General features: G+C 43.4%; 12 protein-coding genes and 1 tRNA gene. 2 read left to right on the top strand and 11 right to left on the bottom strand.

Annotated features, from left to right (window positions below):
* Window positions 1-27: 27 nt before the first annotated feature.
* From ftsB to cysJ, 8 genes are all read right to left on the bottom strand, one after another.
* On the bottom strand, window positions 28-408 hold the full coding sequence (gene ftsB / locus ABLA85_RS04925) for a cell division protein FtsB (RefSeq protein WP_367961865.1): 381 nt from the start codon (window positions 406-408) through the stop codon (window positions 28-30).
* A gap of 192 nt (window positions 409-600) precedes the next feature.
* A complete protein-coding gene (cysC, locus tag ABLA85_RS04930; RefSeq protein WP_367961866.1) occupies window positions 601-1,227 on the bottom strand; it encodes an adenylyl-sulfate kinase in 627 nt (208 codons plus the stop codon).
* Window positions 1,228-2,670: a sulfate adenylyltransferase subunit CysN gene (cysN, locus tag ABLA85_RS04935; protein ID WP_367961867.1), complete on the bottom strand. Its 1,443-nt coding sequence runs from the start codon at window positions 2,668-2,670 to the stop codon at window positions 1,228-1,230. It abuts the gene before it with no gap.
* A 33-nt stretch (window positions 2,671-2,703) separates the two neighbouring features.
* On the bottom strand, window positions 2,704-3,612 hold the full coding sequence (cysD, locus tag ABLA85_RS04940) for a sulfate adenylyltransferase subunit CysD (RefSeq protein WP_367961869.1): 909 nt from the start codon (window positions 3,610-3,612) through the stop codon (window positions 2,704-2,706).
* A gap of 10 nt (window positions 3,613-3,622) precedes the next feature.
* Entirely contained in the window at window positions 3,623-5,086 is a 1,464-nt protein-coding gene (gene cysG, locus ABLA85_RS04945) for a siroheme synthase CysG (RefSeq protein ID WP_367961871.1), read from the bottom strand.
* 559 nt (window positions 5,087-5,645) lie between these two features.
* Window positions 5,646-6,380 carry a phosphoadenylyl-sulfate reductase gene (locus ABLA85_RS04950; RefSeq protein ID WP_367961873.1) on the bottom strand — a complete coding sequence of 245 codons (735 nt, stop codon included), beginning with the start codon at window positions 6,378-6,380 and terminating at the stop codon, window positions 5,646-5,648.
* The gene (gene cysI, locus ABLA85_RS04955) at window positions 6,377-8,107 is read right to left on the bottom strand and encodes an assimilatory sulfite reductase (NADPH) hemoprotein subunit (RefSeq protein ID WP_367961875.1); all 1,731 of its coding nucleotides are present in this window, start codon (window positions 8,105-8,107) and stop codon (window positions 6,377-6,379) included. Before cysI ends, ABLA85_RS04950 begins: the two co-directional genes overlap by 4 nt.
* 51 nt (window positions 8,108-8,158) lie before the next feature.
* A complete protein-coding gene (cysJ, locus tag ABLA85_RS04960; protein ID WP_367961905.1) occupies window positions 8,159-9,973 on the bottom strand; it encodes an NADPH-dependent assimilatory sulfite reductase flavoprotein subunit in 1,815 nt (604 codons plus the stop codon).
* Between the two features lie 276 nt (window positions 9,974-10,249).
* Between cysJ and queD the strand changes: the two genes are divergently transcribed.
* A complete protein-coding gene (queD, locus tag ABLA85_RS04965; RefSeq protein WP_367961877.1) occupies window positions 10,250-10,612 on the top strand; it encodes a 6-carboxytetrahydropterin synthase QueD in 363 nt (120 codons plus the stop codon).
* A gap of 54 nt (window positions 10,613-10,666) precedes the next feature.
* Here queD and queE read toward each other — a convergent pair whose 3' ends face one another.
* Complete coding sequence (queE, locus tag ABLA85_RS04970; protein WP_367961879.1) at window positions 10,667-11,338, bottom strand: 7-carboxy-7-deazaguanine synthase QueE; 672 nt, start codon at window positions 11,336-11,338, stop codon at window positions 10,667-10,669.
* A gap of 185 nt (window positions 11,339-11,523) precedes the next feature.
* Between queE and ABLA85_RS04975 the strand changes: the two genes are divergently transcribed.
* Entirely contained in the window at window positions 11,524-12,909 is a 1,386-nt protein-coding gene (locus tag ABLA85_RS04975) for an amino acid permease (protein ID WP_047686113.1), read from the top strand.
* Window positions 12,910-12,995: 86 nt separating this feature from the next.
* Here ABLA85_RS04975 and ABLA85_RS04980 read toward each other — a convergent pair whose 3' ends face one another.
* On the bottom strand, window positions 12,996-13,829 hold the full coding sequence (locus ABLA85_RS04980) for an endonuclease/exonuclease/phosphatase family protein (protein ID WP_367961881.1): 834 nt from the start codon (window positions 13,827-13,829) through the stop codon (window positions 12,996-12,998).
* A 136-nt stretch (window positions 13,830-13,965) separates the two neighbouring features.
* A tRNA-Asp gene (locus ABLA85_RS04985) sits at window positions 13,966-14,042 on the bottom strand.
* Window positions 14,043-14,097 lie beyond the last annotated feature (55 nt).

Raw genomic sequence — 14,097 nt, forward strand, 5'->3', positions numbered from 1 at the left:
TAATGAAGAATGGGTACTTTATTTGAGTTATTGTTCACTATTCTGTCCCAAGACATTTTGCCCCAATGTATTTTGTCCTAAGGTATTTTGCCCTAAAGTATTGCGACTCACAGATTGTTGCGAGTTTTGTTTCGCTGAATCGGGCACCATGCGATAAAAAGTTTCGCCCGGTTTAATCATACCTAATTCATTGCGGGCACGTTCTTCAATTGCTTGTTGACCGCTTTTCAGATCTTTAATTTCAGCAAATAACTGATCATTACGTGACTTAAGGAAAAGGTTGTCTTTCTCTTGTTTTTCAACCTCATCTTTTATTCGCACATAATCGTGGATACCATTCTTGCCGAACCACAGCGAATACTGTAACCAGCCAAGCAAAAACAGTAATAGTAGCGTTAGTTTACCCATTTCCGCCCCCAGAAAAACCCGCTAATCATCCCATAACTCAAAGAATGACGCCACTATCACAAACTGGCTTCTGAAATGTGATCACAAGACATAATGGAAAAGTATTAATTGAAATGAGTGTAGAAACACATCACCTCGCCTGCAATAATGTGTATCTACTCTGTTTGGAGAATGGGAAATTTAAGTGAGATATCAAATAGTCACAATATAGCGATCATTGAGTGCAAGAAGCAGTTTTTCCATTAATAATTCAATACCTTGCGAACCATCCAAATAGATATCAGGCTGTTCTGGTGCTTCATAAGTCGCATTAATTCCGGTGAAATTCGGAATTTCCCCGGCTCGTGCTTTTTTATATAAACCTTTCGGATCACGGGATTCACAAATCGCCAGAGGTGTATCTACAAATACTTCAATAAATTGACCAGATTCCATTGATTGGCGTATTTTTTGTCGCTCAGCCCGGCCAGGAGAAATAAATGCCGTCAATACCACCAGCCCGGCATCAACCATTAATTTCGCAACTTCTCCCACACGCCGAATATTCTCCTGTCTATCAGCCTCAGAAAACCCCAGATCACGGCACAAACCGTGACGCACATTATCACCATCCAACAAATAGGTTTTGATCCCCTGTGAGAATAAAACCTGCTCCAACATTCCCGCCAGCGTAGATTTCCCTGAACCTGATAACCCGGTAAACCAAATAACCAAAGCAGGATGCCCATTAACGGCTTCCCGCTGTTTTCTGCTTACATCATGTGAATGCCAGACAATATTATTATCGGAAAAGGTATCAGTATTTTCGACCTGAGCCACTTATTTTCCCCCCAATAAATCACGAGCTCCCCAATGCGGGAAATGGTGGCGTACTAATCGATTGAATTCCAGTTCAAACTCACTGTACTCTTTCGGCTCTTGATAAACATCGGTCTGAACTTCACGTACCAATCCAGCACCAACAGTGACATTAGTCAAACGGTCAATCAGAATGATACCGCCGGTATCCGCATTTTGCTGGTAACTGTCGAGAAGCAATGGCTCATCAAATGAAAATTCCACCAGCCCAATGGCATTCAGCGGCAACTCAACCGCAACTTTTTGTGTCAGGTTATTGATATCTACCTGATATTGCACATTATCAATTTTGGCACGACTCTTTTTACCAGCCACCTTGATATCCAGACTTTGTCCCTGAATCAGCGGCTTTTCTGACATCCAGACAACATCCACCAAAGCATGATGAGCGACAATTATTTGATCTTCAACCGCAACCAAAAGGTCACCCCGGCTGATATCTATTTCATCTTTCAGTACGATGGTGATAGCTTCACCCGGCACAGCAAAAGGTAAATCACCGTCGAAAGTGACGATCCGCTCAACCGTTGAAATTCTGCCTGATGGCATTACTTTGATTTTCTGCCCCTGACGTAAAATTCCCGATGACAACGTACCGCTGTAACCGCGAAAATCCAGATCAGGGCGATTGACATATTGCACTGGAAAACGCAGTGACTGCTTCGTAACATCTTTATGTACATCAACCGATTCAAGAATATTCAGCAATGTTTCTCCGGTATACCACGGCATATTTTCACTGCTGCTGACAATATTGTCCCCTTCCAACGCAGATATGGGGACAAAATAAATATGCAAATCGGCAGGCAATTGCTCAGTGAAATGTAAATAATCCTGTTTGATCTGAGCGAAAATCTCTTGTCTATACTCCATCAGATCCATTTTATTCACTGCTACCACCAGATGGCGAATACCCAACAGCGTACTGATAAAACTATGGCGACGAGTCTGTTCCTGTACTCCTTTTCGCGCATCTATCAGTAAAATCGAAAGATCACAGGTTGACGCCCCTGTTGCCATATTACGGGTATATTGCTCATGCCCCGGTGTATCCGCGATAATAAACTTGCGTTTTTCAGTGGAAAAATAACGATATGCGACATCTATGGTAATCCCTTGTTCCCGTTCAGCCACAAGGCCATCCACTAAAAGCGCCAGATCTAACTTCTCTCCCTGTGTCCCCAACCGTTTACTGTCACTTTGCAAAGTCGCAAGCTGATCTTCATAGATCTGGCGAGTATCATGCAGCAGACGACCAATCAGGGTACTTTTACCATCATCTACACTGCCACAAGTTAAAAAACGCAATAATCCCTTTTCCTGCTGTGCTTTCAAATAGGATTCAACACCACCCTGCTGTTTGATTTGATTGGCGATGGATTCATTATGTGCAAGTGTCGGCATATTCTTCTCTCCTCAAAAAATAATGCTATGCCTTTAAAAATAACCCTGGCGTTTTTTCAGCTCCATTGAGCCAGATTGATCACCGTCAATAAGCCGACCCTGCCGCTCACTGGTTGTTGATATCAACATTTCTTCGATAATTTCCGGCAATGTTTCCGCTTCCGATTCCACAGCACCCGTCAAAGGCCAACACCCCAACGTCCTGAAGCGAACTTTGCGCTGACTGATAACTTCACCTGATTTCAAATCGATACGATCATCATCAACCATAATCAATGTGCCATCGCGCTGAACAATCGGACGAGGTTTAGCAAAATAGAGAGGAACAATATCTATCTGTTCTAAATAGATATATTGCCAGATATCCAACTCCGTCCAGTTAGATAACGGGAATACACGGATACTTTCACCTTTATTAATCTGGCCATTATAGTTACGCCAAAGTTCCGGGCGCTGATTTTTGGGATCCCAACGATGGGAACGATCACGGAAAGAATAGATACGCTCTTTGGCACGGGATTTCTCTTCGTCACGCCTTGCACCACCAAAAGCGGCGTCAAATCCATATTTGTCCAGAGCCTGCTTCAATCCTTCCGTTTTCATAATGTCCGTATGTTTTGCACTACCATGAATAAAAGGATTAATTCCCAGTTCTTCACCTTGCGGGTTACGATAGACCAGCAATTCAAAGCCATATTTTTCTGCTGCCTGATCGCGAAATTCATACATTTCCCGGAACTTCCAGCCTGTATCGACATGCAGCAACGGAAAAGGCAGTTTTCCCGGATAAAATGCCTTACGTGCGAGGTGCAGCATCACCGAAGAATCTTTACCAATGGAATAAAGCATTACCGGATTGGCAAATTCAGCAGCGACTTCGCGGATAATATGGATACTTTCGGCTTCAAGTTGCTGCAAATGAGTTAGTCTTTTTTCTTCCATTGATAATTCCTTATTCTAAGTCAACAACAACGGGGCGATTTACCGGAGCAACAGATTGGTCTGGATCTAATAACTTTCTCTGATCTACGGCCTGTTGAGTGAACCATGCTAACTGATGGTGAAGTTGAGCTACCTCTCCTACCACCAGCAATGCTGGTGATGGCGCATCCTGTGCCAATCGTTCCAGTTCGGAAAGCATTCCGGTTAGTACTTGTTGTTCGGAACGAGTTCCGCAGCCAATCACGGCAACTGGTGTATTGGCATCCCGCCCGTGTGAAATCAGTTTCTGGCTGATCAGAGCTGACTTTATAACTCCCATATAAATCGCCAGTGTTTGATTGCCTCGTGCCAATGCGAGCCAGTCCAGCTCATTACCATTTTCACGGCAATGCCCGGTAATAAAAGTGACGCTTTGGGAATGTTCCCTGTGTGTCAAGGGAATACCCGCATAGGCAGAAGCGCCGACAGCAGCAGTAATACCAGGCACTACCTGAAAAGGAATACCTGCGGATACGGCAACCTGTAATTCCTCTCCACCACGGCCAAAAATAAAGGGATCACCTCCTTTCAGACGAACCACTTTTTTCCCCTGATGTGCCAGTTTGACAATCAACGCATTGGTTTCTTCCTGTGCAACTGAATGGCATCCTGCTCTTTTGCCTACACAGATTTTGTCAGCATCACGGCGAACTAATTCGAGTATTTCGGCGCTGACCAGATGATCATAAAGCACCACATCTGCTTGCTGGATCACTTGCAGCCCTTTTAACGTCAACAAACCCGGATCACCGGGGCCTGCTCCGACTAACACCAATTCTCCCCGCTTACTGGTTTGTTTCAGTTGTTCATCGCGCAGTTGTTGATCTAACTGCTCTTCTGCCTGTTGTAACTGCCCATTAGCAACTAGTGTGGCAAAACGTCCGTTAAATGCTTTTTCCCAGAAATAACGACGCTGGCGCAGAGAAGTCAGGCTCTGTTTCACCTGATTACGCCAACGCCCTGCAATTTCTGCCATCGTGCCGAGATGAAAAGGCAACAGGGATTCCAATTTTTCCCGCAATAATCGTGTTAATACAGGTGATTTTCCAGCAGATGAAATAGCTACCATAACTGGAGAGCGATCAATAATTGAAGGGAAAATAGCAGAGCAAAGTGACTGATCATCTACTACATTAACCAAAATAGCGCGGCGATTAGCCTCTGCAAAAATATATTGGTTTAAACTGTGGTCATCAGTTGCTGCAATCACCAAAAATACGCCATTAAGATAGTCCGTGTGAAAAGCTCCCTGTAACCATTTAAGCTCCCCTTTTTGATGGCGTTGTTGCAATTCAGGATGTAATTCAGGAGCAACAATGGTTAACGCAGCCCCCGCACGCAATAGCAAGCCCGCCTTACGAGAAGCGACTTCTCCGCCGCCTATCAGCAAAACAGCACGCGATTTCAGTTCAACAAATAAGGGTAAATAATCCACAATGACATGCCATCCAGTGTTCAGTGTTTAATTTCGTAATAATTATCTAAGAAATGAATATATGAAGCTGTGAGGAGGTTATGAAATGACAAAAAGTAATTATTAGTTCCTGAATCGTATAAGGTAAGTTTTTTAATGGGTTATAAAATTACAACATGCGAAATATTCAGGGAAAATCACTGTTTTTTTATTGTTCATCCCTCGTTTCTGAGAGGGTTTATTTTGTGATATATATCACATTTTAGGGTTGTTTAAATCCTAAGATCTTTGGAAAAAGTTTTTATTTTTAATAAGCTGAATGATAAAAATGGCGTTTATCATCATATCTTGCATCTGTTTCACCAATTTATTTAAATACTTCTGCCAGGCTACAGATAAAACACAGCCTCAATTTTATCATTTTTATTTATGATTTGTTTTTTATTTCACCCAAGATCATTTAGCATTCTTTCTTCATGTATTCACATAATAATTGCAATACAATTATCATTTAAACGAGCTACGCTCTGTTGAATAAGAAGCGTAGCCAAGATAAATCAGAAATATTCGTCATATTTCCTTACCCTTCGTGCAATCCACATTCACGCTTCAAGCCAAAAAAGCGGGTTTGTTCTTCGCTCATACCCGGTTCCCATTTTTGTGTTGTATGGATATCCCCCACAGAGAGATAACCTTCTTCCCACAGTGGATGGTATTCAAGACCATGTTGGGTCAGGTATTGATGTATACGGCGGTTATCCCAATCAATAATCGGCAGTATTTTAAATACATCACGCTGAACCGCCAGTACCGGCAAATTAGCACGACTTTCCGATTGCTGGCGACGTAAACCTGCAAACCAGGTTTGTGCACGTAATATTTTCAATGCGCGGTTCATCGGTTCGACTTTATTGATTTGGTTATAGTGCTCAATGCCTTCTATTCCTTGTTCCCACAGTTTTCCATAGCGTGCTTCCTGCCAGGCCGGACTCTGTTCTGCACGAAATATTTTTAAGTTCAGTTTCAATTTGTCAGTCAGCTTATCAATAAACCGATAGGTTTCCGGGAACAGATAACCGGTATCGGTCAGGATAACGGGAATATCAGGGTATTCCTGTGTGACCAGATGCAGGCAGACTGCCGCCTGGATACCAAAACTGGAAGAAAGAACAAATTCGCCGGGCAGGTGTTCCAATGCCCAGATTACACGCTGACGGGCAGCCAGCAATTCCAGTTGTTGGTTTATTTCGGCAAGCGCTTCCGTGCGCTGTTCAGTATTCAAAACCAGTAGCTCAGATAAGCAGAGCGGGGTCATATCGCCTCCTGCCAATCGTAAAAATCAACGGCTGAATTCAATACTGGTTTGATAATGCCGGCACGGATCAAGAAATCACCAAAAGCTTCATCCTCATTACGTTCTATTGCCCAGTGACTAATCAATTCGTCCAGTATTGTCAAAATCTCGGCTGAGGTGATATTTTCCCTATACATACGGGGGATGCGGCTACCATTGCGATTTCCGCCAAGATGCAGGTTATAACGATCAAGCGCTTTACCCACCAGCCCTATTTCTGCCAACATCGCTCTACCACACCCATTCGGGCAACCTGTAACGCGCAGAACGATATGTTCGTGACTGACGCCATGTTTTGCCATTAAAGCATCGACATGATCGACAAAAGCAGGCAAAAAACGCTCAGCTTCTGCCATTGCCAGCGGACATGTCGGAAACGAAACACATGCCATAGAGTGGTGGCGCAGAGAAGTCACAGTGTTATCAATAAGACCATGTAAACGGGCAATTTCTTCAATACGTGCTTTTTCACTCTCCGGCACGCCTGCCACAATCAGGTTTTGATTCGCGGTTAAACGAAAATCACCTTTGTGGATTTTGGCAATTTCTGCAATCCCGGTTTTTAACGGTTTGTTCGGGTAATCCAGTAAGCGGCCATTTTCAATAAACAAGGTTAAGTGCCATTGATCATCAATACCTTTTAACCAACCAATTTGATCTCCCCGACCAGTAAATTCATAAGGACGGATCGGTTCAAATTTCACGCCCGCACGCTTTTCAACTTCTTGTTTGAAAGTTTCAACACCGACACGCTCAAGGGTATATTTAGTTCTGGCATTTTTGCGATCGGTTCGGTTGCCCCAATCACGCTGTGTTGTCACAATGGCTTCAGCAATCGCTAAGGTATGCTCTAGTGGAATATAACCAAATTCACTCGCCAAACGCGGGAATGTTTTCTTATCGCCGTGAGTCATGGCTAATCCCCCCCCCACCAGCACATTAAAACCGATCAGCTGATCATTCTCTGCGATAGCAACGAAGTTCATATCGTTGGCATGTAGATCAACATCATTTTGCGGCGGGATCACAACTGATGTTTTGAATTTGCGAGGCAAATAAGTTTTACCAAGGATCGGCTCTTCATCGGTTGTCGCGATTTTTTCTTTGTCCAGCCAGATTTCTGCGTAAGCGTTAGTACGCGGCAGAAGATGCTCCGATATTTTCTTCGCCCATTCATAAGCCTGCTGATGCAATGCAGACTGTACCGGGTTTGAGGTACACAATACGTTACGGTTAACATCATTGGCTGTTGCCAGTGAATCCAGCCCTATTTGAGCCAGTAATTGATGCACGGGTTTGAGATTATTTTTTAAAATGCCATGAAATTGGAATGTTTGCCGATTAGTCAACCGGATACTGCCATACAGAGTGTTCTCTGTCGCAAACTGATCAATGCCCAACCACTGGCGGGGAGTGATAATACCTCCCGGTAAGCGACAACGCAGCATGATAGCGTGGCGAGGTTCCAGTTTTTGTTCCGCACGTTCTGCCCTGATGTCACGATCATCTTGCTGATACATACCGTGGAAACGGATAAGGAGAAAGTTATCGCCTTCAAATCCGCCTGTCAGCCCATTTTTTAGATCTTCGCTGATCGTCCCACGTAAGTAGTTACTTTCTAACTTCATGCGTTCACTATCAGCCTGTTTACCTTCAACAATCAAAGGACCTTGTTTTTCATTGCTCATTGTTTTCATTGCCCGTCGGTTTTCATTACTTACGGTTTTTCATTGCCCACGCTAGTAAACATCCCTCTGATAACGGCGCTCAAGGCGAAGTTCACTCAAAAACTCATCGGCCTGTTCGGCATCCATACCACCTTGTTGTGAAATGATATCCAGCAATGCCTGTTCCACATCTTTTGCCATACGATTGGCATCTCCACAGACGTATAAATGTGCTCCCTCTTGGATCCAACGCCAGATTTCTTCACTCTGCTCACGCAATTTGTCCTGTACGTAAATCTTATGCTGTTGATCCCGTGACCAAGCCAAATCAATGCGAGTTAATAACCCCTCTTTGACATAACGCTGAAATTCAACCTGATACAAGAAATCTTCTACAAAATGGGGATTACCAAAGAACAACCAGTTTTTACCTTCAGCGCCCTGATGATCTCGCTGTTGTAAAAACGCTCTGAATGGTGCAATCCCTGTGCCGGGGCCAATCATAATGATTGGTGTTTGAGGATCAGCAGGTAAACGGAAATTATCGTTATGCTCGATAAAAACACGGATACTGTCATCTTCTTGTAATCTATCTGCCAGATAGCCCGATGCTCCGCCAGTACGGGCTCGTCCTTCTATGTCATATCGAACAACACCAACCGTAATATGCACCTCATTTTCGACTTCATCTTGTGAGGAGGAGATGGAGTAAAGCCGCGGGGTTAGTGGGCGCAATATATCGATAAATTGTTGGACTTCAGGACGCAAGACTACTTGCCTGACCATATCCACAATGGGTGTTTTTTGTGCATATTGCTGTAGTGCTGGTTTATCAGTGACTAAAGCAAGCAACTTTTCATCTTTCGTTAATGCAGCATATTTTTCGACAATAACTGCCGTGTTTTGAGTCAATTCAATATGGCTGCTCAGAGCCTCACTCAGAGTTAATGATTTTCCATGCACATTGACAGATTCAGTTCCTTCCAGACAGAGCAAATTAATCAGTTCATCGACTAATGCAGGATCGTTTTCAAACCAAACACCCAGTGCATCACCAGGCTGATAATGCAAATCTACATCCCCCAGATCAATTTCAATGTGGCGGACATCTTTATCAGAACCCCGACCCGTGATTTTTTGGTTAACTAACAGAGAGGCGGTTAGCGGAGCTTCTTTGGTATAAGGAGTGGTGATAACTTCACTAGTAGCCCCCATTTGAGTTGTAGTTGTAGCTATAGCATTATCATTTGGGGACGGTACACGCTGTTTTAAGATATCTGTTATTTGTTGACGCCATTGGGCTGCTACGTCCTGATATTCCACATCAGCATCAACACGATCCAATAACCGCTGGGCACCTAATTCACTCAGGCGGCGATCAAAGTCTTTACCCGCCTGACAGAAGTGTTCATAAGAGGTATCCCCCAAACCAAACACAGCGTAAACCGTCTCGTTCATCGGAGCTGCTTTTTTGGAGTGCAGATATTTATAGAGTGCTACGGCTTCTTCGGCTGGCTCACCTTCACCCTGTGTCGAAGCAATAATAATCAATACCCGTTCTTTTGCGAGCTGTTTGAATTTATAATCACCAGCATTAACTAAATTCACATTCAGCTTTTGTGTTAGTAAGGCATCTCTGAGTTGTTCCGCCAAACGACGGGCATTACCCGTCTGAGAAGCAGAAATCAGTGTTACCGTTTCCTGTTCGGGAACAGTTGGCGCTGGTGCCACAGCGTTGGCTTGGGGCTGGGAGTTTAACATTCCCCAAAAATAGCCTGATAACCAAGCTAATTGATGCGGAGAAAAATCACTGACCGCAGATTGCAGACGTGACAATTGTTCCGGAGAAATAGGTAATAATGCAGTTGAAGGTGGTTTTGCGGTCATTATCCAAAGCCCTTTGCGATAGCCAATATCCATGATTAACAATCATCATGATAAACAATCATCATAAACATGGATTAATCATAAGGTTATCCCACAACTGACCCTGGAATTAAAGAAAGGTTTGCAATATCTAATAACTAAATTACCTAACTTTATTTACAGATTTAATATATCGATAAAGTTGTTAAACACTGGATTTTATTTCTACAGAAAAATCACGTTAAGCCCGAAAGTTCAGGTAGAATAGCCGGCCTTTTGAAATCAGGAAAAAGTATTATGAGCACTACCATCTTTAAAGATTTTCAATTTGAAGCGGCGCATCGCCTGCCACATGTTCCTGAAGGGCATAAATGTGGCCGCCTACATGGGCACTCATTTATGGTACGTCTGGAAATTACCGGTGAGGTTGATCCCCATAGCGGATGGCTCATGGACTTTGCCGATGTAAAAGCTACTTTCAAACCAATTTGGGAGCGGCTCGATCACCACTACCTCAATGAGATCCCTGGTCTGGAAAATCCAACCAGCGAAGTTCTGGCCAAATGGATCTGGAGAGAATTAAAACCCACTTTGCCACAACTCAGTGCCATCATGGTAAAAGAAACCTGTAGCGCAGGTTGTATTTATCGTGGAGAGTAAAACATTCAGCACCAAGTGTTGGTGCTGAATGCATATATAAAAATTCAATTCACATCAGGCGATATTTAAGTATTTGTGTGTCTGCATGGAAAAACGCCAGTTACGGGCAATGCAGGTTTCAATACATAAACGAGTAGCTTCCTCTTTCTGGCTGATAGGCTGTAAAGCAATAACCGGCGCATTATCTTCATTAAGCATGGCTAGTAGTTCGTCTAATGCTTCAATATCGCGCTCCCGACCGACAGGATGTTTAACTTCATTTGCCCGTTTCATAGCTTCTGACAAGACCTTGTATCCACCACGCATTTTCACTTTTGGTGAAACTGTTACCCAAGTTTTATCAGAACAATAGATTGTATGTGTGCCACTGGTCTCTATCTGACACTGGTAACCCTCTCTTTCCAGCGTTTCAGTTAAGGGACGTAAATCGTACAAGCACGGCTCTCCACCAGTGATAACAACATGACGTGCTGTGTATCCCTGGCGAGTGAATAAATTAATAATTTGCCGTGGCGTTGCTACTCCCCATATATCGCTATCCTGCGACTTCACCAAAATGTTTTCCATCGGCTGTTGCTTATCAGCCTTTTTTTCCCAAGTATGCTTGGTATCACACCAACTGCACCCTACTGGACATCCTTGTAATCGAATGAAAACAGAAGGAACACCGGTAAATACCCCTTCCCCCTGCAAAGTCTGGAACATTTCATTTATTGGGTAGATCATAAAAAAACTCTGGTTTTAATAAACTGCCCGTTATTATTACAGATATCTATCCCGCGAACATCCATCTTTATGGTATGGTACGAGGTTGCTTTTACTGGCATCTGACGCCAGACACGGCATTGTATGCCTGAAATAGCGTATGCCTGAAAATACTCTCTGGCATGAAAGATAGATGGGATTAACGAATGCAAAACAATGAAAATCAGCTTAAACAGGGCCTGAGTGTAAGGCATATCCGCTTCATGGCTTTAGGCTCTGCAATAGGCACAGGGCTGTTTTATGGCTCAGCAGCTGCAATTCAGCAAGCAGGCCCTGCTGTATTGCTGGCCTATTTAATCGGCGGTGCTGCCGTATTTATGGTGATGAGAGCTCTTGGAGAAATGGCCGTTCACCATCCTGTTTCCGGTTCCTTTTCACAGTATGCCAGCCATTATCTGGGGCCATTAGCTGGTTTCCTGACTGGCTGGATCTATGTTCTTGAAATGCTGTTTGTTTGCCTCGCTGATATCACTGCATTCGGCATGTATATGAAACTTTGGTTCCCACATGTCGATCAGTGGATTTGGGTTCTGGGTATCGTATGTTTTATCGGGGCGCTAAACCTATGCCATGTGAAGATTTTCGGTGAAATGGAGTTTTGGCTTTCTATCGTTAAGGTTACTGCCATTATTGCCATGATCATTGGTGGCCTGGTAATTATGATCTATGGTTTTGGTCAAGCGACTGAATATACTACAGGTATCGCCAATTTATGGGAACATGGTGGCTTTATGCCAAATGGCATTAGTGGTGTGATTGCCTCATTTGCCATTGTGATGTTTGCTTTTGGGGGCATAGAAGTTATTGGTATTACTGCCAGTGAAGCTAAAGATCCGGTAAAAACAATACCTAAAGCCATTAATGCTGTTCCATTCCGTATTTTGATCTTTTATGTCCTGACTTTATGTATTCTGATGTGCATCTATCCGTGGAATCAGATCGGTCAGAACGGAAGCCCATTTGTACAAATTTTTTCTAATTTGGGAATTAGCTCAGCCGCAAATATTCTGAATGTTGTTGTGATTACTGCGGCTATTTCAGCTATTAACAGCGATATTTTTGGTGCCGGACGCATGATGTATGGCATGGCTCAAGAAGGACAGGCACCGGAGTCATTCAAAAAACTGACCAGTAATGGTGTTCCGTGGATGACCGTTCTAGTCATGATTACTGTTCTGCTACTCGGTGTATTGCTCAATTATCTGCTCCCTGATGATATTTTTATCCTTATTGCGTCAGTTGCAACATTCGCAACAGTTTGGGTATGGCTGATGATTTTACTTTCTCATGTAGCTATGCGTCGTAAGATGAGTGTAGAAGAAATCAAGACTTTAAAATTTCCAGTACCCATGTGGCCAATAGCGCCTGCAATTACGATTGTTTTCATGAGTGCAGTCATCTTGTTACTCGGCTTTTTCGATCAGACGAGGGACGCCTTATATGTAGGAGTAGGTTGGGTGCTTGTTCTAACCCTCGCATATTTTTTCGGTGTGAAGAAAAAAATAGCCGTGCCTCATCTTTCTAACCAATAGAGCTTACCTTCAAAAGCGCCGGTATTCTTCCGGCGTTTTTTCTCTTCCCCTGTTTAATTCTCTACGTCAACTATCATCTATGTATTCTATAACGAAAACCTGACCATAAGCGGATTGTGATCAGAGGCGACGGTCGTTAAAACTGTTGCACTCAGAACGTTTAACTCACGGTAAAAAACAAAATCTAAGGGTTTACCAAATACAATCGTTCGGTGATCATCATTAAAGTAGACTTCTTTAAGCCCCATACGTTGAGCAAAACGCTCCAGCACTTTAAACCGCCGACGACTCCAGGCATTAAAATCGCCAGCAAATATCACCGGGCCATCATGCATACTGATATAGATACCAATGTTATTCAACTGCCGGCTGTAAACATCAATACCAAAGCTGAAATTGATGGCATGTACGTTAACTACCATTAATTGTCGACCATCAGATAAAGGATAAATTGTGATAAGTGATGATTTTGAAAGCCTGATTATCGGTTCTTTTTCCCGTAATGGGCAACAGTAGATGGGGGAAGCTGAAGCTAATGTCATCACCCCTGATGGATGTTGGGGGATAGCAAATGCAGGTACTTGATCTGCAATCAAACCACTGGCTGCAACAAATTTCAGTAAATCAGGAGTCGTTTGTGCTTCTTGCAGTAAGATAAGGTCACTCTTCTCAATTAAAGAGGCTAAGACATTTTGCCATAATGGACGTTGCTGCTTATGAATATTCCAAATGGCAACAGAAAATCCGCTATTATCAGCAAGAAAGGGGGTTCCATATGGTAGTGAGGTTTTGCCAACTATCTGTTTCAAAACAGGGAAAACTCGCTCTACAGGCTGTCCGGCAACATATCTCACAGCATAATTTTTTTGCGTGTGATTTTTTTTCGCACGGATTTTTTTTACGTAGCTATTTCGTATCAAGTGGCCCCCAACCTACCTCAATGTTATCTCCTCCATTAATATGACATCCCAATAACTGATTGCAACTTCTGCCTCAAAAAATTCAACAAATAGCAAAAACCCCTGAGATTTCTCTCAGGGGCTCATCTAAATACGGTGGCGGTGCGGACGGGACTCGAACCCGCGACCCCCGGCGTGACAGGCCGGTATTCTAACCAACTGAACTACCGCACCACCGAATTGCTTTTTGCATGCTGCCTTTTGTACCGGCAACACTTATAAATGAATG

This window comes from Xenorhabdus sp. SGI246 (genome assembly GCF_040838225.1).
GTDB lineage: Bacteria > Pseudomonadota > Gammaproteobacteria > Enterobacterales > Enterobacteriaceae > Xenorhabdus > Xenorhabdus indica.